At 67.3% G+C, this 23,409-nt stretch carries 26 protein-coding genes; 20 read left to right on the top strand and 6 right to left on the bottom strand.

The window, feature by feature from the left end; translation table 11 throughout:
* The first annotated feature begins 84 nt into the window (after nucleotides 1-84).
* A complete protein-coding gene (locus tag GQE99_RS08350; protein WP_161351137.1) occupies nucleotides 85-1,044 on the top strand; it encodes an alpha/beta fold hydrolase in 960 nt (319 codons plus the stop codon).
* 102 nt (nucleotides 1,045-1,146) lie between these two features.
* Nucleotides 1,147-1,308: a hypothetical protein gene (locus tag GQE99_RS21260; RefSeq protein WP_202530621.1), complete on the top strand. Its 162-nt coding sequence runs from the start codon at nucleotides 1,147-1,149 to the stop codon at nucleotides 1,306-1,308.
* A gap of 6 nt (nucleotides 1,309-1,314) precedes the next feature.
* Here the strand turns inward: GQE99_RS21260 and coaD are convergent, their stop codons facing one another.
* The 3 genes from coaD to GQE99_RS08335 form a co-directional block, all read right to left on the bottom strand.
* On the bottom strand, nucleotides 1,315-1,812 hold the full coding sequence (gene coaD, locus GQE99_RS08345) for a pantetheine-phosphate adenylyltransferase (RefSeq protein WP_161351136.1): 498 nt from the start codon (nucleotides 1,810-1,812) through the stop codon (nucleotides 1,315-1,317).
* Nucleotides 1,813-1,923: 111 nt separating this feature from the next.
* Nucleotides 1,924-2,358 (bottom strand): CBS domain-containing protein, encoded by a 435-nt coding sequence (locus tag GQE99_RS08340; RefSeq protein WP_161351135.1) that lies wholly within the window; start codon nucleotides 2,356-2,358, stop codon nucleotides 1,924-1,926.
* 69 nt (nucleotides 2,359-2,427) lie between these two features.
* On the bottom strand, nucleotides 2,428-3,324 hold the full coding sequence (locus tag GQE99_RS08335) for a LysR family transcriptional regulator (protein WP_161351134.1): 897 nt from the start codon (nucleotides 3,322-3,324) through the stop codon (nucleotides 2,428-2,430).
* A gap of 120 nt (nucleotides 3,325-3,444) precedes the next feature.
* On the opposite strand from GQE99_RS08335, the gene GQE99_RS08330 reads away from it, so the two are divergent.
* The 9 genes from GQE99_RS08330 to GQE99_RS08290 all read left to right on the top strand — a co-directional run bounded on the left by GQE99_RS08330 (nucleotide 3,445) and on the right by GQE99_RS08290 (nucleotide 11,368).
* Complete coding sequence (locus tag GQE99_RS08330) at nucleotides 3,445-4,944, top strand: CoA-acylating methylmalonate-semialdehyde dehydrogenase (protein WP_161351133.1); 1,500 nt, start codon at nucleotides 3,445-3,447, stop codon at nucleotides 4,942-4,944.
* 114 nt (nucleotides 4,945-5,058) lie between these two features.
* On the top strand, nucleotides 5,059-5,481 hold the full coding sequence (locus GQE99_RS08325; protein ID WP_161351132.1) for a hypothetical protein: 423 nt from the start codon (nucleotides 5,059-5,061) through the stop codon (nucleotides 5,479-5,481).
* 100 nt (nucleotides 5,482-5,581) lie between these two features.
* On the top strand, nucleotides 5,582-6,181 hold the full coding sequence (locus GQE99_RS08320; protein WP_161351131.1) for a L,D-transpeptidase: 600 nt from the start codon (nucleotides 5,582-5,584) through the stop codon (nucleotides 6,179-6,181).
* A gap of 97 nt (nucleotides 6,182-6,278) precedes the next feature.
* Complete coding sequence (locus tag GQE99_RS08315; protein ID WP_161351130.1) at nucleotides 6,279-6,701, top strand: hypothetical protein; 423 nt, start codon at nucleotides 6,279-6,281, stop codon at nucleotides 6,699-6,701.
* A 63-nt stretch (nucleotides 6,702-6,764) separates the two neighbouring features.
* The gene (locus tag GQE99_RS08310) at nucleotides 6,765-7,898 is read left to right on the top strand and encodes a carboxylate-amine ligase (RefSeq protein ID WP_161351129.1); all 1,134 of its coding nucleotides are present in this window, start codon (nucleotides 6,765-6,767) and stop codon (nucleotides 7,896-7,898) included.
* 118 nt (nucleotides 7,899-8,016) lie between these two features.
* A complete protein-coding gene (locus tag GQE99_RS08305; protein WP_161351128.1) occupies nucleotides 8,017-9,162 on the top strand; it encodes an acyl-CoA dehydrogenase family protein in 1,146 nt (381 codons plus the stop codon).
* A gap of 1 nt (nucleotide 9,163) precedes the next feature.
* On the top strand, nucleotides 9,164-10,192 hold the full coding sequence (locus GQE99_RS08300) for an enoyl-CoA hydratase/isomerase family protein (protein ID WP_161351127.1): 1,029 nt from the start codon (nucleotides 9,164-9,166) through the stop codon (nucleotides 10,190-10,192).
* 11 nt (nucleotides 10,193-10,203) lie between these two features.
* Nucleotides 10,204-11,076: a 3-hydroxyisobutyrate dehydrogenase gene (mmsB, locus tag GQE99_RS08295; protein WP_161351126.1), complete on the top strand. Its 873-nt coding sequence runs from the start codon at nucleotides 10,204-10,206 to the stop codon at nucleotides 11,074-11,076.
* Nucleotides 11,077-11,161: 85 nt separating this feature from the next.
* On the top strand, nucleotides 11,162-11,368 hold the full coding sequence (locus tag GQE99_RS08290; RefSeq protein ID WP_161351125.1) for a YgaP family membrane protein: 207 nt from the start codon (nucleotides 11,162-11,164) through the stop codon (nucleotides 11,366-11,368).
* Between the two features lie 78 nt (nucleotides 11,369-11,446).
* Here GQE99_RS08290 and GQE99_RS08285 read toward each other — a convergent pair whose 3' ends face one another.
* Entirely contained in the window at nucleotides 11,447-12,952 is a 1,506-nt protein-coding gene (locus GQE99_RS08285; RefSeq protein ID WP_161351124.1) for an NAD(P)H-hydrate dehydratase, read from the bottom strand.
* 172 nt (nucleotides 12,953-13,124) lie between these two features.
* Here GQE99_RS08285 and GQE99_RS08280 point away from each other — a divergent pair, with 172 nt between their 5' ends.
* Nucleotides 13,125-13,463: a P-II family nitrogen regulator gene (locus GQE99_RS08280; RefSeq protein ID WP_161351123.1), complete on the top strand. Its 339-nt coding sequence runs from the start codon at nucleotides 13,125-13,127 to the stop codon at nucleotides 13,461-13,463.
* A 46-nt stretch (nucleotides 13,464-13,509) separates the two neighbouring features.
* Nucleotides 13,510-14,916 (top strand): type I glutamate--ammonia ligase, encoded by a 1,407-nt coding sequence (glnA, locus tag GQE99_RS08275; protein WP_161351122.1) that lies wholly within the window; start codon nucleotides 13,510-13,512, stop codon nucleotides 14,914-14,916.
* Between the two features lie 601 nt (nucleotides 14,917-15,517).
* On the opposite strand, the gene GQE99_RS08270 is transcribed toward glnA, so the two are convergent.
* Nucleotides 15,518-16,420 carry an endonuclease/exonuclease/phosphatase family protein gene (locus tag GQE99_RS08270; protein ID WP_161351121.1) on the bottom strand — a complete coding sequence of 301 codons (903 nt, stop codon included), beginning with the start codon at nucleotides 16,418-16,420 and terminating at the stop codon, nucleotides 15,518-15,520.
* A 122-nt stretch (nucleotides 16,421-16,542) separates the two neighbouring features.
* On the opposite strand from GQE99_RS08270, the gene GQE99_RS08265 reads away from it, so the two are divergent.
* The 5 genes from GQE99_RS08265 to GQE99_RS08245 all read left to right on the top strand — a co-directional run bounded on the left by GQE99_RS08265 (nucleotide 16,543) and on the right by GQE99_RS08245 (nucleotide 20,842).
* Entirely contained in the window at nucleotides 16,543-17,757 is a 1,215-nt protein-coding gene (locus GQE99_RS08265) for a bifunctional alpha/beta hydrolase/OsmC family protein (RefSeq protein WP_161351120.1), read from the top strand.
* A 65-nt stretch (nucleotides 17,758-17,822) separates the two neighbouring features.
* Nucleotides 17,823-18,872, top strand: coding sequence for an alanine racemase (gene alr, locus GQE99_RS08260; RefSeq protein ID WP_161351119.1), 1,050 nt, complete (start codon nucleotides 17,823-17,825; stop codon nucleotides 18,870-18,872).
* On the top strand, nucleotides 18,869-19,654 hold the full coding sequence (locus tag GQE99_RS08255) for an MlaE family ABC transporter permease (protein WP_328794077.1): 786 nt from the start codon (nucleotides 18,869-18,871) through the stop codon (nucleotides 19,652-19,654). Before alr ends, GQE99_RS08255 begins: the two co-directional genes overlap by 4 nt.
* Nucleotides 19,651-20,367 carry an ABC transporter ATP-binding protein gene (locus tag GQE99_RS08250; protein ID WP_161351118.1) on the top strand — a complete coding sequence of 239 codons (717 nt, stop codon included), beginning with the start codon at nucleotides 19,651-19,653 and terminating at the stop codon, nucleotides 20,365-20,367. The genes GQE99_RS08255 and GQE99_RS08250 overlap by 4 nt, the downstream gene beginning before the upstream one ends.
* 40 nt (nucleotides 20,368-20,407) lie before the next feature.
* Nucleotides 20,408-20,842, top strand: a complete 435-nt coding sequence (locus tag GQE99_RS08245; protein WP_161351117.1) for a paraquat-inducible protein A — start codon at nucleotides 20,408-20,410, stop codon at nucleotides 20,840-20,842.
* 3 nt (nucleotides 20,843-20,845) lie between these two features.
* On the opposite strand, the gene GQE99_RS08240 is transcribed toward GQE99_RS08245, so the two are convergent.
* Complete coding sequence (locus GQE99_RS08240; protein ID WP_161351116.1) at nucleotides 20,846-21,256, bottom strand: DUF1801 domain-containing protein; 411 nt, start codon at nucleotides 21,254-21,256, stop codon at nucleotides 20,846-20,848.
* Between the two features lie 63 nt (nucleotides 21,257-21,319).
* Between GQE99_RS08240 and radA the strand changes: the two genes are divergently transcribed.
* Both radA and GQE99_RS08230 read left to right on the top strand, forming a co-directional pair.
* Nucleotides 21,320-22,687, top strand: coding sequence for a DNA repair protein RadA (radA, locus tag GQE99_RS08235; protein WP_161351115.1), 1,368 nt, complete (start codon nucleotides 21,320-21,322; stop codon nucleotides 22,685-22,687).
* Nucleotides 22,688-22,710: 23 nt separating this feature from the next.
* Nucleotides 22,711-23,280 carry a CvpA family protein gene (locus tag GQE99_RS08230; RefSeq protein WP_161351114.1) on the top strand — a complete coding sequence of 190 codons (570 nt, stop codon included), beginning with the start codon at nucleotides 22,711-22,713 and terminating at the stop codon, nucleotides 23,278-23,280.
* Nucleotides 23,281-23,409 lie beyond the last annotated feature (129 nt).

Here is a 23,409-nt window from a genome sequence, read left to right as displayed (position 1 = left end):
GACCTCTGACGTCGCGTCAGAGATAGCGAAACGCCGTTCCGCAAAACCTCCCCGCGCCCTAGTCTCGGCCGGGGAGGTTTTTTCATGGTTTTTCAGGTTATCGTCATCGTCGTCCTGCTCGCGCTTGCGGGCATCGGGATCTACCTGCTCGTGCAGAAGAAGAAGACCAGAACGCTCGCGGCCCGGGCCGAGGCCGCCGTGCCCCCGTTGGGACGGTTCCTCGACATCTCCACGGGCCGGCTTCACTACATCGACAAGGGCGAAGGTCAGCCGATCGTGATGGTGCACGGACTGGGGGCGCAGATGCGTTCGCTCACGATGGCGCTGCTCGAACCGCTGTCGAAGGACTTCCGCGTGATCGCCATCGACCGGCCCGGCATGGGCTATTCCGACCGCCCCGAAAGCGCGTCGGCCCGGATCGACGACCAGGCGGGCTACGTCGAAGAGGTGATCGACGCGCTGGGGCTGGAGCGCCCCATCGTGCTGGGCCATTCCCTGGGCGGGGCCATCGCCGCCGCGCTCGCCCTGCGCGCACCGGACAAGGTCGCGGGCCTCGCGCTGGTCGCGCCCCTGCTGCAACGGTCCACCCGCTCCGTCGACAGCTTCGCGCCCCTGGGCGTCACCGACCCGGGGCGCCGTCGCTTCATCGCCCACACGCTGGCGGTGCCCGCGAGCGCCAGGAACTCGGAACAGACGCTGGCCGAGGTCTTCGGGCCCGAGGCGGTGCCGGACGGCTACGCGGTCGCCGGCGGCGGGCTCATGTCCCTGCGCCCGAACGCCTATCTCAACGCCTCGCGTGACTATTGCGCGGTGAACGAGGTGATCCGGAAACAGTCCGACCGCTACGACGAGATCACCTGCCCGATCCACGTGCTCTACGGGACCGAGGACCGCATCCTCGACTACCGCGAACAGGGCACGGCCATCGCCGAGCGCTATCCGCATATCCACCTGGAGACGGTAGAAGGGGCCGGTCACATGCTGCCGCTCACGCGGCCCGACCGCGTGATCGAGCTCGTCCACGGCGTGGCGCGCGCCCTCTGACCGCTTTGCATCGACCGCATGGCGGTTATCGCTAACCGTCAATTGTGCTGCAACGCAGCATCCCTATGTTCCGTCCTGAAACGAACGGAACAGGAGGCTGACATGGCTGCCTACACGAAACTGCGGACCGCGCTCGCGAAACGCGCCCAATACACCCGCACCCGCCGGGCCCTGGCCGCGCTGCCGCCGGAGCTTGCGATCGAGGACCTGGGCCTCAACCCCTACGACGCAAAGACCATCGCGCGCCGCGCGGTCTATGGCTGACCGCGCTCAGGACCGGCCAAGCTTTTCGTAGAGCTGGTCCTTGACCTCGGGCGTGACGAATTTCGACACGTCCCCGCCCAGCCGGGCGATTTCCTTGACCAGCTTCGAGGCGATCGCCTGGTGCTTGAGGTCGGCCATCAGGAACACGGTCTCGACCGAGCTGTCGAGCGCCCGGTTCATGCCGACCATCTGGTATTCGTACTCGAAATCCGTGACCGCGCGCAGGCCGCGCACGATGATCGAGGCGCCCACGTCATGGGCGCAGTCGATCAGCAGGTTCTCGAACGGGTGCGCGACGATCTCGGTTCCCGTCTGGGCCGACAGGGCGGCACATTCCGCCTCGACCATCTCCTTGCGCTCCTCAAGCGTGAACATCGGCCCCTTGTCGCGGTTGATCGCGACGCCGATGACAAGCCGGTCGACCAGGGCGCAGGCGCGCTTGATGATGTCGATATGGCCGATGGTGATGGGATCGAACGTCCCGGGATAAAGTGCGACGCGCATGCCCTGCCCTCCTCATTCCGGCGCACGCAACAATATTGCGTCGGCAAATGCAACCGGATCGGTGCGGATTTTGCACGCCGAGCACGCAGACGCGCGCGACCGGCGCGCCGCTCAGTAGCCCATGATCATCGACTTGAGGGACTCGGCCTGCTGGCTCAGCTCTTCGAGGCGCGCCTTGACCACGTCGCCGATCGACACCAGTCCGACCATCTTGTCGCCTTCCATGACCGGCATGTGGCGGAAGCGCCCTTCGGTCATCTTCTGAAGCACCGAAATCGCCCGGTCGCCCGGTTCGCAGCCGATCAGCTTCTCGGTCATGAGCGCCGACACGGGGTCGGTGAGGCACCCGGTGCCACGGGCGCCCAGTTCACGCACGATGTCGCGCTCCGAGACGATCCCCTGCACATGCACGCCATCCTCCGACACGATGACCGCGCCCACCTTCTCCTTCGACAGGAGCGCGGCGGCATCGGCAACGGTGGTGTCCTTGGTCACCGTCAGAACGCCCTGGGTGGCCTTCTCTTTCAGGATCTGGCTGACGAGCATGGTTTTCCTCCTTGTTGGCGCTAACTCCACGACGCGCAAGTTCAGCGTCACTCCAACGGCGACGCGCTGTCAAGTCAGACCTTCCAGCCGTGCGATCTCGGCCTTGAGCCCCGCCATCAACATGTCGGCCACCCGCGTCATGCGTTCGATGCGCGCATCGCCCGCGTGCCGCACGAGGTAGAAGCTGCGCGTGAGCGAAACGTCGCCGGGCAGCACCTTTTCGAGGTTGGGCGCGTAGGGCAGCGCGAAATCATGCGCGATGCCAAGCCCCGCGCCTTCGCGCAGGAAGCCCAGCTGGACCGAGACGGAATTGGAGGCGAGCGACACCGCCTCGGCCCCGATCTCGGAGAGGTAGTCGAGTTCCTTGTCGAAGATCATGTCGGGGATGTAGCCCACGATGGAATGGCCCGAGAGATCGTCCAGCGTCCGGATCGGCGGGTTCTGGTCGAGGTAGTCGCGCGCGGCCACCAAATGCAGGTGATAATCGGTGATCTTCTGCACGGTCAGCCGCCCGGTCGCCGGCGGCGACACCGCGATGGCAAGGTCGGCCTCGCGCTTGGACAGGTTGATGACGCGCGGCAGCGCGACGATCTGAAGTTCGAGCTCGGGATGCTCGGCCGCGATCCGGGCGCAGACCTGTGGCAGCAGGAAGTTCGCACAACCGTCCGGCGCGCCGATACGCACCTGCCCCGACAGCCCGCCGGTGGTGCCCGCGAGCTCCTCGGTCCCGCGCGTCACCGCCTGCTCGGCCTCCTCGGCATGGGCCATCAGCCGCGCGCCCGCGTCCGTGAGCCCGTAGCCCTGCGGCGAGCGCGCGAAGAGCGGCGCCCCCACCACCTCCTCGAGCCGCGACACCCGCCGCCCGACCGTGGCCGGATCGCGTTTCAGCACCCGCCCGGCCGCCGAGAGGCTTTCGCCCCGCGCCACGGCGAGAAAGATCTTCAGATCGTCCCAGTCGAGTTCCATCACGCCGCGCCCCCTCCGCTGCCTCCCGTATTGCATTTTCGCAATGCGTTTTGAAAGGTTGCCGCTTTCAGCCGCAAATTTGCAAGAGTATTGTGGGGAGGACCTATGAGGAGGATCACCATGTACGAAGTGACGAACTGGATCGACGGCAAGAAGGTGGCGAGCGCCTCCAGCCGGTCGAGCGACATCTTCAACCCCGCCACGGGCGAGCTCCAGGGCAAGGTCGCGCTGTCGAGCGCGGCGGAGCTGGACGAAGCGGTCGCGAAGGCCGCCGAAGCACAGAAAGCCTGGGCCGCGACCAACCCGCAGCGCCGGGCGCGCGTGATGATGAAATTCGCCGAGCTCATCAACCGCGACATGGACAAGCTGGCCGAGGCGGTGAGCCGCGAGCACGGCAAGACCCTGCCCGACGGGCGCGGCGACGTGCAGCGCGGGCTCGAGGTGATCGAGGTGTGCATGGGCGCGCCCAACATGCTCAAGGGCGAGTTCATGGATTCCGGCGGCCCGGGCATCGACCTCTACTCCATGCGCCAGCCGCTGGGCGTGGTCGCGGGCATCACGCCGTTCAACTTCCCGGCCATGATCCCGCTGTGGAAGATGGGCCCCGCGCTGGTGTCGGGGAACGCCATGATCCTCAAGCCGTCCGAGCGCTGCCCGACCACGTCGATGATGCTGGCCGAGCTTTTGCAGGAAGCGGGCCTGCCCGACGGCGTGCTCCAGGTCGTGAACGGCGACAAGGAAGTGGTCGACGCGATCCTGGACAACGAGACGATCCAGGGCGTGGGCTTCGTGGGCTCCACCCCGATCGCGCAGTACATCTATGGCCGCGCGGCCACCAACGGCAAGCGCGCCCAGTGCTTCGGCGGCGCCAAGAACCACATGATCGTCATGCCCGACGCGGACCTCGACAAGGCCGCCGACGCGCTGGTCGGGGCGGGCTTCGGCGCGGCCGGCGAACGCTGCATGGCGATCTCGGTCGCGGTGCCGGTGGGCAAGGAAACCGCCGACCGCCTGATCGAAAAGCTCACCCCCAAGGTCGAGGCGCTGAAGGTCGGTCCCTACACCTCGGAAGAGGACGTGGACTACGGCCCCGTCATCACCGCGCAGGCCAAGGAGCGGATCGAGGGGCTGATCTCCTCGGGCGAGAAACAGGGCGCGACGCTCGTCACGGACGGCCGCGGCTTCTCGCTCCAGGGCTACGAGGACGGCTTCTACGTGGGCCCGACGCTCTTCGACAACGTGACCGAAGACATGGACATCTACCAGGAAGAGATCTTCGGCCCGGTGCTCTCGACCGTGCGCAAGGACAGCTACGAGGACGCGCTCGAGCTCGTCATGAAGAACCAGTACGGCAACGGCACGGCGATCTTCACCTCCGACGGCGACACGGCGCGCGACTTCGCCAGCCGCGTGAACGTGGGCATGGTGGGCATCAACTTCCCGATCCCGGTTCCGCTGTCCTACTTCACCTTCGGCGGCTGGAAGAAGTCGGCCTTCGGCGACCTCAACCAGTACGGCCCCGATGCGTTCCGCTTCTACACCCGGACCAAGACCGTGACCGAGCGCTGGTTCTCGGGCATCAAGGAAGGCGGAGAATTCGCTTTCAAAGCGATGGACTGACGATGTAGTCTGACCCTGCGCCCCGGCCGTCCGGGGCGCAGGATTTTTTTCGGGCATTCTTTCCGGAACGACGTTGGGTACGAGTTCGCAACCGATATTTGAAAGCGCGCGAACATGTCGATCAGCATCTTCACCTCTCCCCAGAGCCACGCGCAGTTCGTGCGCTGCTCCGACGTCCTCACCCTCGAAGAGATGGTCACCCAGGTCTCGCGGTTCCTGGACGACCCCGTCGACAATGCCACGATGCGCTGCGTCGTGGACCTGAGCCCGGTGGTCGACTTCGACCTCACCTTCGCGGACATCCAGCGTTTCCTGCCCTACCTGCAACGCCTCGCGCGCTCGAACGCCGCGACGCTCGACCTGGCGCTCGTCTCGCCGCGGGCGGCGGCGCGGGCGATCTCGATGGTCTTCCAGATCCTCACCCGACGCGACCCGAACATCACCGTGACGGCCCACCGCACGGTGCCCGCCGCGATCCGTGCCGTCGGCATGTCCCGGCGCGACCTGACGGACCGCGTCTGGCTCGACGCGAGCTGATCACATCGGCTTGATCCTGCCGATACGTCCGCAAAGTTCAATTGATCGACGGCGCGCCTGCGCTAGAACGGGCGGACACAGGCAGAATACAGGTTTCACCATGACACGCACGCTGACCCGCCGGGGGCTTCTGGCCGCCGCCTCCGCACTCCCGTTCGTCGCCCCCGCGATCCTGCGCGCGCAATCGGCCGAGGCCGAGATCGTCGGGGCCGACGACGAAACCACGAACACCGTGGTCCGCCGCAACGCCTCCTCGTTCCGCACGATGGACTGGCGCGATCATTTCGAGACGCTCGGCAAGGGCGCGATCGTCTGTGACACGGTTTCGCGCGCGCTGCATTTCTGGAATTCGGACGCCTCGATCTACAAGCTCTACCCGACCTCCGTGCCGCGCACCGACGAGCTGACCAAGCGCGGCTACACCGAGGTGGTGCGCAAGAAGGTCGGCCCGACCTGGACGCCCACGCCCTCGATGCACGAGCGCTTCCCCGACCTGCCCGACGTCATGCCCGCCGGCCCCGACAACCCGCTGGGCACACACGCGATGTACCTGGCCTGGCCGGCCTACCTGATCCACGGCACCCACGACACGCGCAAGATCGGGCGCCGGTCGTCGGACGGCTGCATCGGGCTTTACAACGAGAAGATCGCCGAGCTCTTCGAGCTGACCGAGATCGGCACGCAGGTGCGGCTGGTCTGACCCTTTCGTCGGGGGTGGAGGTTACGCCCCGCTTCGGTATCATGGACGCCCGGCAGCCGATCTGGTGCGCCGGGCGTTCGTTCTTCAAGGGGGAGCCATGCCGGCCCATTACCGGATCATCGCCGCGCGCAACCTGGTCTACGTGCGCTACGACGGTGTCGCCACGCTTGCGCAGGCCGAGATGCTCCAGACCCGCTACGTGAACGACCCCGACCGGCGCGCCGGTCAGCGCTACCTCATCGACCTGTCCCCGATCACCGACTGGGAACGCGATTTCCTGGGCCTGATGAAATTCCAGGCCGCGACCGCCCGTGAACTCGTCGTGGGGCAGGATGCGGCGATGATGATGGTCTTCTACGTGCGCCCGGGGCCGTCGATGGACCTCGCGCGCCACATGACCCAGACCTGGGAGGGCGTTCCCGAGACCATGGTGACCTTCCAGACCACGCAGGAAGACGCGCTGTCGATCCTGGGGCTGAACGAAACCTCCTTCGACGATCTTCTCGCCACGGTCGAGTGATCGCGGCTTGCGGCAAATGCCGTTTGCGCGCAGGCTTGGAGCGTCGGAGATCGGGAGGGGCGGATGGCGAAGGAACTGCCAAGCTTCAGCATCGGTATCGAAGAGGAATACCTGCTGGTCGATACCGCCACCTTCGACCTGGCCGAACCGCCCCGCGCCCTGATGGCGGCCTGCGAGGACGAGCTCGACGACCAGGTCAGCCCCGAATTCCTGCAATGCCAGATCGAGATCGGCACCCATGTCTGCGCGGGCGTGTCTGAGGCGCGCGACGACCTGCGCCACCTGCGGCAGGTGGTGGCCAAGCACGCCGCCGACCACGGGCTCGCCCCGATCGCGTCCGGTTGTCACCCGTTCTCGGACTGGAAGCGCCAGCATCACACCGACAAGGAACGCTACAACGACCTGCGCCGTGACCTGGGCGGTGTCGCGCGCCGTCTCCTCATCTGCGGCATGCATGTCCACGTCGGCATCCCGGACCCCGAGGACCGGATCGACGTGATGAACCAGCTGTCCTACTTCCTGCCCCACATCCTGGCTCTGTCGGCCTCCTCCCCCTACTGGCAGGGTGAGGATACGGGGCTTGCCTCCTACCGGCTCACCGTCTTCGACAACCTGCCCCGCACCGGCCTGCCGCCCAAGCTGTGGAGCTGGGCGGAGTTCCAGCGCACGGTCGATGCCATCGTCGAGCTTGAGCTGATCGAGGACGCCTCGAAGATCTGGTGGGACCTGCGGCCCTCGGCCAAATTTCCCACGATCGAGACGCGGATCTGCGATGTCTGCCCCGACATCGAGACCGCGCTGACGCTGGCCGCGATCGTCCAGAGCCTCGCGCGGTACCTGTGGCGCATGAAGGAGCGCAACCAGCGCTGGCGCATCTACGACAATTTCCTGATTTCCGAGAACCGCTGGATGGCGCAGCGCTACGGCGCGTCGGGGGGCCTGATCGACTTCGGCCGGCGCGAGATCGTCCCCCTGCCCGACCTCGTCGAAGAGCTGATCGAATTGCTCACCGAGGACGCCGAGGCGCTGGGATGCCTGACCGAGCTCGAAGCCGCCCGCGCGATCCTGGCCAAGGGCACCTCGGCCACCCGCCAGCGCCGGGTCTTCGCCGACTCCGTGGAGGCCGGGCTGACGCGCGAGGAAGCCTTGCGCGAAGTGGTCCGGTCGCTGACGGAGGAGTTTCACGAGGGGCTCTGAGGGCCCCACCGCTTTGCACTGATGCAAAGGCCCTTTGGGGAAATGACCCTTGTGCTTTGCGAAAGTCTTGGCACACTCCGCAATTGAACCAGTGTTCATTTCCAGCCGGGAGGAGAGGATGGATTTCGCGCTCACGGAAGAGCAGGAGGCCATTTTCGAAATGGCCCACGGCTTCGGCCAGGACAACATCGCACCCCATGCCCAGGAATGGGAACAGCAAGGCACCATTCCGAAGGATCTGTGGCCCAAGGTGGCCGAGCTCGGGCTGGGCGGCATCTACGTCTCCGAGGAGCACGGCGGCTCGGGCCTGAGCCGGCTCGACGCGACGCTCGTCTTCGAAGCGCTCGCGATGTCCTGCCCCTCGGTCGGCTCGTTCCTGTCGATCCACAACATGTGCGGCGGCATGATCGACAAGTTCGGCACGGACGAGGACAAGGCCCGGTGGCTGCCCGACCTGTGCGCGATGACCAAGGTCTTCTCCTATTGCCTGACCGAACCCGGTTCGGGCTCCGACGCGGCCGCGCTGCGCACGAAGGCCGAGAAGACGAACGAAGGCTGGAAGCTCAACGGCACCAAGGCGTTCATCTCCGGCGGCTCCTATTCCGACTGCTACCTCAGCATGGTGCGCACCGGCGACGACAGCCCCAAGGGGATCTCGGCGATGGTGATCGAGGACGGTGCGCCGGGGCTGTCCTTCGGCGGGCTCGAGTCGAAGATGGGCTGGCGTTCCCAGCCCACCGCGCAGGTGCAGTTCGACGACTGCCTCGTGCCGCACGAGAACCTCATGGGCGAAGAAGGACGCGGCTTTTCCTACGCGATGGCCGGGCTCGACGGCGGGCGCCTGAACATCGCGGCGTCCGCCTTGGGCGGCGCGCAGGCGGCGCTCGACATGACGCTGGCCTACATGGGCGAGCGCAAGGCCTTCGGAAAGACCATCGACCAGTTCCAGGCGCTCCAGTTCCGGCTTGCCGAGAACGAGATCAAGCTCCAGTCCGCGCGCACCTTCCTGCGCCAGGCCGCCTGGAAGCTCGACCAGGGCACGCGCGACGCGACCAAGTTCTGCGCGATGGCCAAGATGTTCGTGACCGACGCAGCCTTCGACGTGGCCAATGACTGCCTCCAGCTTCACGGCGGCTACGGCTACCTGGCCGACTACGGGATCGAGAAGATCGTGCGTGACCTGCGGGTGCACCAGATCCTCGAGGGCACGAACGAGATCATGCGGCTCATCGTCAGCCGCCAGATGCTGGCCGACCGGGGGTAATATGACCGAAGTATCCATCCGCAAGATGGGCCGCGCCGGCCGGATCACCCTGACCCGCCCCAAGGCGCTGAATTCGCTGAGCTACCAGATGTGCCTCGACATCGAGGCGGCGCTCGACGACTGGCGCGAAGACGACGCGGTCGACCTCGTGGTGATCGACGCCGAGAGCGACAAGGCGTTCTGCGCGGGCGGTGACATCCAGGCGATGTACGAACACGGGCTCAAGGGCGACTATGCGTTCGGCCGCACGTTCTGGCGTGACGAGTACCGGATGAATGCCAAGATCGCGGAATACCCGAAACCCATCGTCGCCTTCATGCAGGGCTTCGTCATGGGCGGCGGGGTCGGCGTGGGCGGCCATGCCCGCATCCGCGTGGTGGGTGAGACGACACAGGTCGCGATGCCCGAAACCGGCATCGGGCTCGCCCCCGACGTGGGCGGCACCTACCTGTTGTCGCGCGCGCCGGGCAAGCTGGGCGAATACCTGGGCGCCACGTCCCTGCGCATGAACGCAGGCGACGCGATCCACGCGGGCTTCGCCGACCACTACATCGAGCGCGAGTTCTGGCTCGACCTGATCGCGCAGCTCGAGGAGACCGGGGACGCGGGCCTCGTGGCCCCGGCCGCGACCACCCCGCCCGAGGCGCCCCTCAAGCGCGCGCAGGAAGAGATCGACCGGCTCTTCGACGGCACCCCCGTCGAGATCGCCGCCAAGGTCGACGCCGCCGACACCGAGTTCGGCCAGTCCGCCGCCAAGGCGCTGCGCCGTGCCTCGCCGTTGTCGGTGTGCTGCACGCTGGCCAACATCGCGCGCGCACGTAACGTGGACACGGTGCGCCAGGTCCTGGCCTTCGAATACGAATACACCTACCGCTCGATGGAACACGGCGACTTCCTGGAAGGAATCCGCGCCCAGATCATCGACAAGGACCGCGATCCAAAGTGGCGCCACGCGCGCATCGAGGACGTGAGCGAGGAGGACGTGGCCCGCATGCTCGCCCCGCTCGGCGAGGACGCACTCAGCATCTGAGGGAGGATGACATGAAGATCGGATTTATCGGACTGGGCAACATGGGCGGCCCGATGGCCGCCAACCTGGCCGCCGCCGGACACGAGGTGACGGGCTTCGACCTCGCCGCCCCCATGCCCGAGGGCGTGACCAAGGCGGACACCGCGGCGGATGCCGCCAAGGGCGCCGAGGTGGTGATCACGATGCTCCCCAACGGCGACATCCTGCGCAAGGTCGCGGCCGAGATCATCCCGGTGATGGACAAGGGCGCCTGCCACGCCGATTGCTCGACCGTCGACGTGGACAGCGCGCGCGCCGTGGCCGACCAGGCGATAGAGGCCGGGCTCCTGGCCGTCGACGCGCCCGTCTCCGGCGGTGTCGGCGGCGCGGCCGGCGGCACGCTCACTTTCATGGCGGGCGGCTCCGAGGAGGCGTTCGACAAGGTCAAGCCGCTCTTCGACATCATGGGCCAGAAAGCCGTGCATTGCGGCCCTTCGGGCAACGGCCAGGCCGCGAAGATCTGCAACAACATGATCCTGGGCGCGACCATGATCGTCACCTGCGAGGCCTTCGCGCTGGCCGACAAGCTGGGCCTCGACCGGCAGGCGATGTTCGACGTGGTCTCGACCTCGTCCGGCCAGAGCTGGTCGATGAACACCTACTGCCCGGCCCCGGGCGTCGGACCGAAAAGCCCCGCCGACAACGACTACAAGCCGGGCTTCGCCTCCGATCTCATGCTCAAGGACCTGCGCCTTGCCATGCAGGCCGCCGAGAGCGCCGATGCCGACACGCCGCTGGGCGAAGCAGCGATGGAGCTCTACGCGCGGTTCGTGGAGCAGGAAGACGGCGCGGGCACGGATTTCTCCGCCATGCTGCCCCGGTTCGAAAAACGCGGACATGGCTGAGCCTGCGCGCAGATAACACATGCAGGATCATGAATTATCGTGCTATCCTGAAGACGCGCGGGCGTTTTCAGGAAAGGACCTGTTCATGTTCAAGACCAATGAGGGATCGCTGGACCGGATCATCCGGGTGGCGCTGGGTGTCATCCTTGTCGGTGTCTTCATCGCCTACCAGGGCACCACGCTGGGATGGGTGGCCCTTGTCGTGGGGGTCGTGGCACTTTTCACCGGGGTGACCGGATGGTGCGCGATCTATTCGGTGCTGGGCATCTCGACCTGCAAGATGAAGACCTGAGGGCGATCGTCCGCTGACGCAGGCGACCCGGGCGGGGGCGTTGCCCCCGCAATCCCGGCGTGAACGGGATCGGAAAGATCATGCGCCCTGAGCGCGCAGGACTGCCGGGAGGGTTTCGGGAAGGTCCTCGGCGATGAGGCCGGGGCCGAAGCGGCGCGCGGCCTCGACATGCAGCCAGGCGGCCTGCGAGGCGGCCGTGAGCGGGAAGAGACCCCGCGCGAGGAGACCCGCGATGAGCCCCGTCAGAACGTCACCCGCCCCGGCGGTGGCAAGCCAGGGCGCCGCGCGGTCATAGGCGGCGCAATGGATGCGCGCGGCCCCGGTTTGGGACGCGATCACGGTGTCCATCCCCTTGTATAGCACGGTGCACCCGGCCCGCGCCGCCGCCTCGCGCGTGGCATCGAGCTTGGAATAGGCCGGGCCGCGTTCCGCAGGCGCAGAAAGCCTGTCGGCAAGGTCCGGGAAGAGCCGCGCGAACTCGCCCCCGTGCGGCGTGAGCACGCAGGCCGGGTGAAGCTGCGCGAAGAGCGCGTCGGGGTCGTCCGCGAAGGCCGTGAGCGCGTCGGCGTCCAGGACGGTGGCGCGCCGCGCCTCCAGCGCGGCGATGGCGAGGTCGCGGGCGCGGTCGGGACCAAGGCCGGGGCCGAGCGCGAGCGCGTTCAGACGGTCGTCGCCGAGCATCTCGGTGAGGGCCGCGCCGTCTTCCACGTCCCTGAGCATGATCGCGGTGAGCTGCGCCGCGCATTCTGCCATCGCGTCGCGTGGCGCGCCCAGCGTGACCAGGCCCGCCCCCACGCGCAGCGCGGCCCGCGCGGCCAGGCGGGCGGCGCCCGTGCGGGTCGCCGGACCGGAAAGGACCAGCGCGTGGCCGTGGCCGTACTTGTGGCCCTGGTGTTTCTGAAACGCCCGCGGGTCGGGGGTGACGAGCCCGGTCTCCCCGCCGCCCGACGGCAGGCCTATGTCGTGGACCACAAGCGCGCCGCAGGCGGCCGGCCCCTCTGCCAGAACATGGCCCAGCTTGCGGGCGTGGAAGGTCACCGTGAGGTCGGCACGCATCAGCGCGCCCTGCCCGATCCGGCGGCCCGAGTCGGCGCAGAGCCCCGTGGGAATGTCCACCGCGACGACAGCCGGCCCATCGGAGAGGTCGGGCAGCGGCAGGGCAACGGGGCGCGTGAGCCCGGTGCCGAAAAGCGCATCGATGGCGAGCTCGTAGCGCGCGACGTCGAGGCCGCGCTCCAGCGCCTGTTCGAGGTCATGCGTCTCGCCCAGCTCCGACCAGCGCTGCGCGTTCGCCTTCGCATCCGGCGGCAGCTTCTCGGGACTGCCGAAGAGGAACAGGTCGACCTGCCATCCGGCCGTCTTCAGCAGCCGGGCGATGACGAACCCGTCGCCCCCGTTGTTGCCCGGCCCCGCCAGAACGAGCGCACGCCCCGGCGCGGCCGCACGGTCCGGCCAGCGTGCGCGGATCGCGTCCACCACGCCCTGCCCGGCCCGTTCCATGAGCGTGAGTCCGGTGACCGAACCGGCCTCGATCGCCTCGGCTTCGATGGCGCGCATTTGGGCAGCGGTCAGGGTCTCGTACATGGCAGGCGCCCGTATTGTTTGCAGATCGCCCGGAGATGGAGCAGATTGCACAAATATTGTGCAACTGCACTGGAATCCGCTCCGCGCTTGGTTTACCCCGAGCCTATCCAATTGTCGCCCACAGTGAGAAGTGGTCAGTGGGCGTCGAACCTGATTTCCGGAGGGGGAGCCCATGAAAAAAATCGAAGCCATCATCAAACCCTTCAAGCTCGACGAAGTGAAAGAAGCGCTCCAGGAGATCGGCGTACAAGGTCTTTCGGTGATCGAGGTGAAGGGCTTCGGTCGGCAGAAAGGGCACACGGAGCTCTACCGCGGTGCCGAATACGTCGTGGATTTCCTGCCGAAAGTGAAGATCGAAGTGGTGCTTCCCACCGATCAGGTCGACAGCGCCATCGAGGCCATCGTCGGCGCCGCCAAGACCGACAAGATCGGCGACGGCAAGATCTTCGTCTCGCCCGTCGAGCAGACGATCCGCATCCGCACCGGCGAAACCGGCCACGACGCCATCTAACCCGCTGAATTTCTCAACAACTCAACACAGGGGAAAGAGAACCACTATGAGCAACGCTGACGTTCTCAAACTCATCAAGGACGAGGATATCGCCTACGTCGACATCCGCTTCACCGATCCGCGCGGCAAGCTGCAGCACGTGACCGTGATGTCCGACCAGGTCGACGAAGACTTCCTCGAAGAAGGCTTCATGTTCGACGGTTCGTCCGTCGCCGGCTGGAAGTCGATCGAAGCCTCGGACATGAAACTCATGCCCGATTCCGAAAGCGTGTACATCGACCCGTTCTACGCCGAGAAGACGCTCGCCGTGCACTGCTCGATCGTCGAGCCCGACACCGGCGAACCCTACGAGCGCGACCCGCGCGGCACCGCCGAGAAGGCCGAAGCCTACCTGAAGTCCTCGGGCATCGGCGACGCCGCGTTCTTCGGCCCGGAAGCCGAATTCTTCCTGTTCGACGACGTGAAATACTCGGTCGCCCCGAACAAGGTCGGCTACGAGATCGACGCCGACGGCGCCGCCTGGAACACCGACACCGACTTCGAGATGGGCAACCTGGGCCATCGCCCCGACTACAAGGGCGGCTACTTCCCGGTGAACCCGTCCGATGACGGCCAGGACATCCGCTCGGAAATGCTGACCACGATGAAGATGATCGGCATGAAGGTGGACAAGCACCACCACGAGGTCGCGACGACCCAGCACGAGCTGGGCCTGATCTTCGACTCGCTGACCAAGCAGGCCGACGAGCTTCAGAAGTACAAGTACGTCATCCACAACGTGGCCCTGTCCTATGGCCGTTCGGCGACCTTCATGCCGAAGCCGATCAAGGGCGACAACGGGTCCGGCATGCACGTGAACATGTCGATCTGGAAGGACAACAAGCCGCTCTTCGCCGGTGACAAGTACGCCGACCTGAGCCAGGAGGCGCTCTACTTCATTGGCGGCATCCTGAAGCACGCCAAGACGCTGAACGCCTTCACCAACCCGTCGACCAACTCCTACAAGCGCCTGATCCCGGGCTTCGAAGCCCCGGTCCTGCGCGCCTACTCGGCCCGCAACCGTTCGGGCTGCGTGCGGATCCCGTGGACGGAATCGCCGAAGGCCAAGCGCGTGGAAGCCCGCTTCCCGGACCCGGCCGCGAACCCCTACCTGTGCTTCGCCGCTCTCCTGATGGCCGGCCTCGACGGCATCAAGAACAAGATCGACCCGGGCCCGTCCTCGGACAAGAACCTGTACGATCTTCCGCCGGAAGAGCTGCAGGGCATCCCGACGGTCTGCGGCTCGCTGCGCGAGGCGCTGGAATCGCTGGCCGACGACCACGACTTCCTGCTGGCCGGCGACGTCTTCACCAAGGACCAGATCGAGGGCTACCTCGAGCTCAAGTGGGAAGAAGTCTACGAGTTCGAGCACACCCCGCACCCGATCGAGTACAAGATGTACTACAGCTGCTAACCCATTCGGGTATCAGCGAAAATTCGAAGGGCGCCCCCGTCGGGGCGCCCTTTTTTCGTGCCCGCGGGCGCGCGGAATGTGTCAGGCGTGGCGCGAAAAGGCCCGCAAGCGTGCCGAATGTCTCCCCACTGGCGCCACGGTCGCGCGGCAGGGTCCGGGCCATAGAACAGGCCACAAGGCCGCGACACGAGCAGAACAGGCATGATCAAGACCCCGCACAGCGCCCCCGCGCGCAGCGCCACCGCGCCCGGCTGACCGGCCGCCGCCCGAAGCGATTCCCGGCTCTCGTCCGGGGCCTCACAGGCGGCGAAAGGACCGGCCCACGCGCGATGAAATGTGGCGAATTAAGGCAGTTGACGCCGCGTCTCCCCGCCGAAAGACGGTAGGGTTATCCCCACCTGTGTCTGAATATGGGCGGCAACAATCCGTTTCCGCCAAGTTTCCACCGTCTCGCAACCGCATTGAAATCCGATAAAGGTCTTGTTCGAGAGAACATGGTCAGGAGGGCGCAACGTCCGACCAGGCAATCCACAGGGCCTTGGTCGACGCACCCTCATTTCTTGGGCGATCCGCGCGGACAGCGCTGGATCGCCCCTTTTTTTCAGTCGTCGGAAAAGGTGTAGCGCGCCCAGACGCCCCAGTGGTCGGAGCCGAGCCTGGGCAGGCGCTCGGTCACGCCCGCGGCTCCGGAGGCGAGCACGTGGTCGATCTGCACGCGCAGGAGCCCGCCCACGGCCGCGAAGGTCACGAAGCTGCGGCCCACCCGGCGCACGTCGGCCGCGCGCGCGAAGACGTCCACGCTTTCGGCCCAGGGCACCACGTTGAAGTCGCCGCCCACCGCCTTGGGCCCCTCCAGAGCGGCCAGTTTCGGGGCCATCGCCTCCACCTGCCGGGCGTTCGGGTAGGGATAGACCCACCGAAGATGCACGGTGAGTACCCAGAGCGGCCCGTCAGGCCCCTCGACCTGCATCCCGCCCAGCTGCCCGTCGCAGAACGCCGTGCCCTCGATCATCGGCCAGCGCGCGTAGGCGGCGATCCCGACGCCGTCGGCGCAATGCACATGGGCCGGGTAATCGCGGGCGAGTTCATCGAGGATGTTGGCGGAGCGTCCCTTCGCCTCCTGGAAGGTGATGATGTCGGGCTTGCGGGCGCGCACGTCGTCGAGCACCTCGGAAGGGTCGTCGTTATGGAATTGCAGGTTCTTCTGGTAATGGGTCACGACCGGACCGGCGCCGTCGAGCGCGGCGGCGTCCTGGTCGATCACCGGCAGGATTCCGGCGGTCGCGACCACGCCGAGCCCGACCACGAGGTTCAGGCCCCCGGCCTGGCGTTGCCCGAAATAGAGCATCGCCGCGCCCAGCACGATGAGCGGGCCGGCGAAGTAGAGCCGAAACACCGCGATGGTGTCGCCCACGGGGTGCAACCGTCCCAGGTAGCCCGCGAGGATCAGCACCAGGCAAACCCCGGCGACCGCGCGCGGCACGATATGCCATGAACCTTTCATGGTCTTTGAATACGACGCCCCCTGCCCCAAGAAAACGCGAAATCGCGTGATGGCGGCGCGGCTTGCGCATCGGCGCGCCGCCCGGCACGCTGCGCCCGACACGACACCGCAGGGAGGCGCCCGTGACGACCGAGAAATTCACCTTCGAGGGCCATGACGGATCGCAGCTGGCCGCCCGGCTCGACCTGCCCGCGGGCAAGGTCCGTGCCACCGCGCTTTTCGCGCATTGTTTCACCTGCTCGAAGGATATCCTGCCCGCTCGCCGCATCGCGCGCCGCCTGACCGCAGCCGGCATCGCCGTGCTGCGTTTCGATTTCACCGGGCTGGGCCACAGCGAGGGGGAGTTCGCCAACACCACCTTCACCTCGAATGTGAGCGATCTCGTGAAAGCCGCGCAGGCGTTGGGGGAGCGTGACCTCGCCCCCACGATGCTCATCGGGCACTCGCTGGGCGGTGCGGCGGTCCTGAAGGCTGCGCACGACATCGGCGGCGTGCGTGCCGTGGTCACGCTGGGCGCGCCCTTCGCGCCGGACCACGTGACCCACAACTTCGCCGACAAGCTCGACGAGATCACCCGCCACGGCAAGGCGGAAGTCGACCTGGGCGGGCGCACCTTCACCATCGGTCACGACTTCGTCGAGGACATCCGGGCCGAGAAACTCACGCCCGCGATCCGCGACCTGAAGGCCGCGCTTCTCATCATGCACGCGCCGCGGGACGAGGTGGTGGGCATCGAAAATGCCGAGGCGATCTTCCGCGCCGCGATGCATCCGAAAAGCTTCGTGACGCTCGACGACGCCGATCACCTGATCTCGCGCGGGGACGACGCGGAATACGCGGCCTCGGTGATCGCGGCCTGGTCGGCGCGCTACCTTGGCGCCCCGGAGACCGACACCTCCGAGACCGTGCCCGAGGGCGTGGTGCGGGTGCGCGAGGCCGACCCGGACGGGTTCCTGCAGGACGTGACTCACGGGCCACATCACCTGCTGGCCGACGAACCTGTGGATTTCGGCGGCACCGACCGGGGCCTGTCGCCCTACGGTTTCCTGTCGGCCGGGCTCGGGGCCTGCACCTCAATGACGATGCGGATGTATGCGCGGCGCAAGGGCTGGCCCGTCACCGACATCCAGGTCGACGTGAGCCACGCGAAGGTGCATGCCAAGGACGCCGAAGAGGGCAGCGCGTCGCAGAAGGTCGACACCTTCCGGCGCGAGATCCGGCTGTCGGGCGACCTGACCAATGAGCAGCGCGACCGGCTGATCGAGATCGCCGACAAATGCCCGGTTCACAAGACCCTGCACCAGGGCAACCGGATCATCACCGAGACCGTGGAATAGCCGGTCCCCCGGCTGCTCGCGCTTTCAGCTTGACCTTGCCGCGCGGCGCGGACAAACCACCGCGCATGGGCACCGGAAGACTGACAATCGACCTCGACGCGCTGGCCGCCAATTGGCGTTCGCTGGACGCGAAAACCGCGACGAACGTGCAGACCGCCGCCGTGATCAAGGCGGACGGCTACGGTCTGGGCGCGGACCGCGTTGCGCGCACACTGGCGGCTGCCGGCGCACGGCGTTTCTTCGTGGCCGTCGCCGAGGAAGGCGCCAAGGTGCGCGAAGCGCTGGGACCCGGCCCCGAGATCTCGGTCTTCGGCGGCCACATGGCCGGCGACGCGCAGATGATCGCGGACCTCGGCCTGATCCCGATGCTGAACTCGGTCGACCAGCTGACCCGGCATTTCGAGGCGCTTCCGAACCACCCGTTCGGCATCCAGCTCGACTCGGGCATGAACCGGCTGGGCATGGAGCCCGCCGAATGGGCCGCGGTGCGCGACATCGCGCTGGCCGCGCAGCCCCGGCTGATCATGTCGCACCTCGCCTGCTCGGACGAGCCGGGACACGACATGAACCCGCAACAGCTGCAGGCTTTCATCGAGATGACGGCGGAGACCGGCGTGCCGCTGTCGCTGGCGGCGACCGGTGGCATCCTCTTGGGCCCCGACTACCATTTCGACCTGACACGCCCGGGGATCGGTCTTTACGGCGCGCGCCCCTTCGAGGACGCGCAGCTCGTAGTCTACCTCGATATCCCGGTGATCCAGGTCCGCGACCTCGTCGCCGGGGAAACCGTCGGCTACGGCAACAGCTGGACCGCCGACGGGCGCCGGCGCATCGCCACGGTCGCGGGCGGCTATGCCGACGGGATCACGCGTCACCTGTCCAACACGGGCGTGTTCTTCCACGGCGACGTGCCCTGCCCGATCGTGGGCCGTGTGTCGATGGACCTGATCGGCGTGGACATCACCCATCTCGAGGACACGCCCGAGGCGCTGACGCTGCTGGGACCGCACCAGACCGTGGACGACATCGCCGACACGACCGGCACCATCGGCTACGAGATCCTGACCGAGCTGGGGCACCGCTATGCCCGCAGCTACCACAGAGGGCAATCGTGACCCGGGGGCTCCTGCCCCTTGCATGGATCGGGCGCGCGGCCCTCGGGATCACGCGCCGCATCGGATCGGTCACCCTCTTCTTCCTCGCCGCCCTCGTCCGCATTCCCGCCACGGTGCGCTACCCGCGCGAACTGGCGCGCGCCTTCCTCCAGGTGGGCTGGCTGTCGCTGCCCGTCGTCGGGCTGACGGCGGTCTTCACCGGCGCCGCGCTCGCGCTCCAGATCTACGCCGGTGGCGCGCGCATCTCGGCCGAGGCGGTGGTGCCCCAGATCGTGGCGATCGGGATCGTTCGCGAACTGGGCCCCGTCATGGTCGGCCTGATGATCGCGGCGCGCGTCACCTCCTCCATCGCCGCCGAGATCGCCACGATGAAGGTGTCCGAACAGGTCGACGCGCTAACCACGCTGTCCACCGACCCGATGACCTACCTTACCGCGCCCCGCCTGCTCGCGGGCCTCGTCACCGTGCCGATCCTCGTGGCCATCGGCGACGTGCTGGGGCTGTTCGGCGGCTTCGCGGTGGCCACCGGGCAGCTCGGCTTCTCGGGGCCGTCCTACGTCACCACCAGCTGGAATTTTCTCGACCCGATCGACATGGTCCTGTCTCTCACCAAGGGCGCCGTGTTCGGGGCCATCGCCGTGACGCTCGCCTGCCACGCCGGTCTGAACGCGGGCCGCGGGGCGCAGGGCGTGGGGCTCGCCACGAAATCCGCCGTGCAAGCCGCCGCGATCCTCGTGCTCGCGGCCAACGTGGCGCTCACCGGGGCGTTCTTCGGCCAATGATCGCGCTCGAGCATATCTCCAAGCGCTTCGGCGAGAAGCAGGTGCTCGACGACATCTCGTTCGAGTTGGCCGACGGACGGAGCCTTGCGGTGCTGGGGCGTTCGGGCACCGGCAAATCGGTGCTGACGCGCATCATCCTGGGCCTCATCGCGCCGGACACGGGGCGGGTCACCATCGACGGGCAGAAGCTTACCCGCCGACGCCGGGCGACATTCCTCGAACAGACCGGCGTGCTGTTCCAGGGCGCGGCACTTTTCGACAGCATGAAGGTCTGGGACAACGTGGCCTTCCGCCTGCGCAACGGCCGCAAGCGGACGGGCCGGGCCGAGGCGCGCGACCGCGCGGTCGCCGCACTCGCACGGGTCGGGCTCGAGGAGCGCGTCGCCGATCTCTACCCCGCCGACCTGTCGGGGGGCATGCAGAAACGCGTGGGGCTCGCCCGGGCCATCGTGGGTGAGCCGAAATACCTGTTCTTCGACGAGCCGAACTCGGGCCTCGACCCGGTGACGGCAACCGACATCGACGCGCTGATCCGCGAACTGGTGACCGACCTCGGCGCCACCGCGATCACGATCACGCACGACATGGCCTCGATCCGGGCCATCGCCGACGAGGTGCTGCTGCTCGACGCGAGCCGCGCACGCTGGCACGGGCCGGTGGCCGACCTCGAGGGTGCCCAGGACGAGCTGCTGGCGCGCTTCCTGGCACGCTGAGGCTCTCGCAAACGCGCCGCCCCGCGCCTATCTGACCCCGATGCGCTGGACCCTCGCCCTCAACCTCGCCCTTCTCGTGCTTTTCCCCATTGCCTGGGTCGCGCCGCTCCTGCGGGCGGGGCTTAAACTACCGCTTCTGGGTCTCGACGAGATCAGCGTGATCTCGGGTCTCGTGGCGCTGTGGGACACCGACCGGCTCCTGGCCCTTCTCGTCGCGCTCTTCGCCGTCGTGGCCCCCGTCGCCAAGATCGCGCTGCTGGTGGCCGTGCAGGCCGGCAGGCTGGGGCCGCGCGCCCTGCCCGTGCTGCACTGGCTCGGCAAGCTCGCGATGGCCGACATCTTCCTGATCGCGCTCTACGTGGTCGTCATCAAGGGCGTGGCCATGACCCGGGTCGAGGTGGGCTGGGGGCTCTACCTCTTCACCTTCTGCGTCCTGGCCTCCCTCGCCCTGTCGTTCGGCGCGCGCCGGGGCTGAGCCTCAGAGCTTCGCCAGGGGCAAGGCCCGCGCCTGCCGGATCCAGTCCCGAAACCGCGCCTCGTCCAGCGGTTCGGCCTCGAACACATGCAGGTAGCGCACGTCGGGCTGTTTCGAGCCGACGGGCGGCAGTGGGTCCAGCGCGGCCCCCTGGAAGAAAGTCACCTTCACGTAGCGCGTCATGCAGTGGAAGGCGGTGAACCAGCCGTCGCCCGCAAAGCCGTAGAACGGCGTGTTCCACTTCACCGCCTTGTGGACCTCCGGCACCTCCGCGCAGATCAGCCGGTCGAGCTGTCGCCCGACATCCTGCTTCCACCCGGGCATCGCCGCCAGGTAGGCCTCGACCACCGCCGCGCCCTCGCCCTTGGCGATCCGGGGGTTGCCGCCCGACAGGCGTTTGGTTGTCTGCGTCATGGAATGCCTCCGATATCCGGAACCTAGCTTGCGCCCCCTGCCCGCCCAAGGCAAAACGACCGCATGGCCAAATCCACGACCACCTTCGTCTGCCAAGCCTGCGGCGCGACCACATCCAAATGGTCCGGGCGTTGCGATTCCTGCGGGGAATGGAACTCCATCGTGGAGGAAAAGCCGCTCTCGGCGGGTCCCGCGTCGAAATCGTTGGGGGCCGCGCGCGGGCGCACCGCCCCGCTCACGGACCTCTCGACCGAGGAAACGCCGCCGCCGCGCACGCTGTCGGGGCTCGATGAATTCGACCGGGTGCTGGGCGGCGGGCTCGTCCCCGCCTCCGCCGTCCTGGTGGGCGGCGATCCCGGTATCGGCAAATCCACGCTGCTCCTGCAGGCGGCCGCGCAATTCGCGCGAAGCGGGCTGAAAACGCTTTACGTTTCGGGCGAGGAAGCCTCGGCCCAGGTCCGGATGCGCGCCCAACGGCTCGGCCTGTCGGACGCGCCGGTGAAGCTCGCCGCGGAAACCAACCTGCGCGATATCCTCACCACGCTCGAGGAAGAGCGGCCCGGACTGGCCATCATCGACTCGATCCAGACCATGTGGGCCGACAACGTGGACAGCGCCCCGGGCAGCGTGAGCCAGGTGCGCGCGGCGGCCCACGAGCTCGTCACCTTCGCCAAGCGGCGGGGAATGGCCGTGATCCTGGTGGGCCACGTCACGAAGGAGGGCCAGATCGCCGGCCCCCGCGTGGTCGAGCACATGGTCGACACCGTGCTTTATTTTGAGGGCGAGCGCGGTCACCAGTTCCGCATCCTGCGCGCGGTCAAGAACCGCTTCGGCCCGGCCGACGAGATCGGGGTGTTCGAGATGACCGGCGGCGGGCTTTCCCAGGTCGCCAACCCCTCGGCCCTGTTCCTGTCGGACCGCGAAGAGCCGGCGCCGGGTGCGGCGGTCTTCGCCGGAATCGAGGGGACGCGGCCCGTTCTCGTGGAATTCCAGTGCCTTGTGGCGCCATCTTCACTCAGCCAGCCAAGACGATCGGTGCTGGGATGGGACGGCGGACGGCTGGCGATGATCCTTGCCGTGCTGGAGGCGCGCTGCGGAATCCCCTTCGCCGGCCTCGACGTCTACCTCAACGTGGCCGGGGGCCTGCGCGTGTCGGAACCGGCCGCCGACCTCGCCGTGGCCACCGCGCTCCTGTCGGCGCGCGAGGACGTGGCGATCGCGCGCGATATGGTCGTTTTCGGTGAAATCTCGCTCTCCGGGGCCCTGCGCCCGGTGGGCCAGACGGAAAACAGGTTGAAAGAAGCGCAAAAACTTGGTTTCACAACGGCGATCGCGCCCGCGCGGTCCAAGGCCGGCGACAAGCCCGGCCTGGCATTGAAATCGTATCCGGATCTGGCCGGTTACGTTGGCGACATGTTCGGCGCGGGTTGAGCGCGAGGGATAGGGGACACATCATGGACGGCTTCACGATTGTCGACGGTATCGTCGCACTGGTCATCCTCGTCTCGGCCGTCCTCGCCTATTCCCGCGGCTTCGTGCGCGAGGGCATGGCGATCGTCGGCTGGGTGGTCGCGGCCATCGTCGCCTACCTCTTCGCGCCCAAGTTCGTGCCGCTGATCAAGGAAATCCCGGTCCTGCGCGATTTCATCGCCGAAAGCTGCGAGCTGTCCGTGATCGCGAGCTTCGCGGGCGTCCTTGCGCTCGCCCTCGTCGTGGTTTCGCTCTTCACGCCGCTCTTCTCCAGCGTCGTGCAACGCTCGGCGCTTGGCGGCGTCGACCAGGCACTGGGATTCGTCTTCGGCGTGCTGCGTGGCATCCTGCTCGTGGCCGTGGCGCTCATCGTCTACGACAACGTGGTGACGGCGGACACGATCGCGGCGGTGGACAATTCGCGCTCCGCCAAGATCTTCGCCCGCACCACCGACAACCTCGACAACCAGATCCCCGAGGATGCCCCCGGCTGGATCGTGGCGCGTTACGAGGAACTGGTGTCGACCTGCACCACTCCCGCCACGAGCGAGTGAGGCGCGCGCGACACGCCCTCCGGGGCCTGTTTTCTCGCCTGCGGACATAAATCCGTTACAAATCACCCCACGCCCCGTGACACTACGGCAACCCTGCTCTAAGTAGGGGTCACTCCGCACACGGATTCG

The sequence above is a fragment of the Maritimibacter harenae genome (assembly GCF_009882975.1).
GTDB classification, from domain to species: domain Bacteria; phylum Pseudomonadota; class Alphaproteobacteria; order Rhodobacterales; family Rhodobacteraceae; genus Maritimibacter; species Maritimibacter harenae.
This window is presented reverse-complemented; position numbering and strand designations above follow the sequence as displayed.

Excerpts from the sequence above, each read along its gene's own strand:
- GQE99_RS08280 (WP_161351123.1), top strand. The coding sequence starts at position 13,125 with ATGAAAAAAATCGAAGCCATCATCAAACCCTTCAAGCTCGACGAAGTG.
- GQE99_RS08305 (WP_161351128.1), top strand. The coding sequence starts at position 8,017 with ATGGATTTCGCGCTCACGGAAGAGCAGGAGGCCATTTTCGAAATGGCC.
- alr (WP_161351119.1), top strand. The coding sequence starts at position 17,823 with ATGGGCACCGGAAGACTGACAATCGACCTCGACGCGCTGGCCGCCAAT.
- GQE99_RS08290 (WP_161351125.1), top strand. The coding sequence starts at position 11,162 with ATGTTCAAGACCAATGAGGGATCGCTGGACCGGATCATCCGGGTGGCG.
- GQE99_RS08285 (WP_161351124.1), bottom strand. The coding sequence starts at position 12,952 with ATGTACGAGACCCTGACCGCTGCCCAAATGCGCGCCATCGAAGCCGAG.
- GQE99_RS08340 (WP_161351135.1), bottom strand. The coding sequence starts at position 2,358 with ATGCTCGTCAGCCAGATCCTGAAAGAGAAGGCCACCCAGGGCGTTCTG.
- GQE99_RS08330 (WP_161351133.1), top strand. The coding sequence starts at position 3,445 with ATGTACGAAGTGACGAACTGGATCGACGGCAAGAAGGTGGCGAGCGCC.
- GQE99_RS08300 (WP_161351127.1), top strand. The coding sequence starts at position 9,164 with ATGACCGAAGTATCCATCCGCAAGATGGGCCGCGCCGGCCGGATCACC.
- coaD (WP_161351136.1), bottom strand. The coding sequence starts at position 1,812 with ATGCGCGTCGCACTTTATCCCGGGACGTTCGATCCCATCACCATCGGC.
- radA (WP_161351115.1), top strand. The coding sequence starts at position 21,320 with ATGGCCAAATCCACGACCACCTTCGTCTGCCAAGCCTGCGGCGCGACC.
- GQE99_RS08245 (WP_161351117.1), top strand. The coding sequence starts at position 20,408 with ATGCGCTGGACCCTCGCCCTCAACCTCGCCCTTCTCGTGCTTTTCCCC.
- glnA (WP_161351122.1), top strand. The coding sequence starts at position 13,510 with ATGAGCAACGCTGACGTTCTCAAACTCATCAAGGACGAGGATATCGCC.
- GQE99_RS08350 (WP_161351137.1), top strand. The coding sequence starts at position 85 with ATGGTTTTTCAGGTTATCGTCATCGTCGTCCTGCTCGCGCTTGCGGGC.
- GQE99_RS08240 (WP_161351116.1), bottom strand. The coding sequence starts at position 21,256 with ATGACGCAGACAACCAAACGCCTGTCGGGCGGCAACCCCCGGATCGCC.
- GQE99_RS08230 (WP_161351114.1), top strand. The coding sequence starts at position 22,711 with ATGGACGGCTTCACGATTGTCGACGGTATCGTCGCACTGGTCATCCTC.
- GQE99_RS08270 (WP_161351121.1), bottom strand. The coding sequence starts at position 16,420 with ATGAAAGGTTCATGGCATATCGTGCCGCGCGCGGTCGCCGGGGTTTGC.
- GQE99_RS08250 (WP_161351118.1), top strand. The coding sequence starts at position 19,651 with ATGATCGCGCTCGAGCATATCTCCAAGCGCTTCGGCGAGAAGCAGGTG.
- mmsB (WP_161351126.1), top strand. The coding sequence starts at position 10,204 with ATGAAGATCGGATTTATCGGACTGGGCAACATGGGCGGCCCGATGGCC.
- GQE99_RS08310 (WP_161351129.1), top strand. The coding sequence starts at position 6,765 with ATGGCGAAGGAACTGCCAAGCTTCAGCATCGGTATCGAAGAGGAATAC.
- GQE99_RS21260 (WP_202530621.1), top strand. The coding sequence starts at position 1,147 with ATGGCTGCCTACACGAAACTGCGGACCGCGCTCGCGAAACGCGCCCAA.
- GQE99_RS08320 (WP_161351131.1), top strand. The coding sequence starts at position 5,582 with ATGACACGCACGCTGACCCGCCGGGGGCTTCTGGCCGCCGCCTCCGCA.
- GQE99_RS08315 (WP_161351130.1), top strand. The coding sequence starts at position 6,279 with ATGCCGGCCCATTACCGGATCATCGCCGCGCGCAACCTGGTCTACGTG.
- GQE99_RS08325 (WP_161351132.1), top strand. The coding sequence starts at position 5,059 with ATGTCGATCAGCATCTTCACCTCTCCCCAGAGCCACGCGCAGTTCGTG.
- GQE99_RS08335 (WP_161351134.1), bottom strand. The coding sequence starts at position 3,324 with ATGGAACTCGACTGGGACGATCTGAAGATCTTTCTCGCCGTGGCGCGG.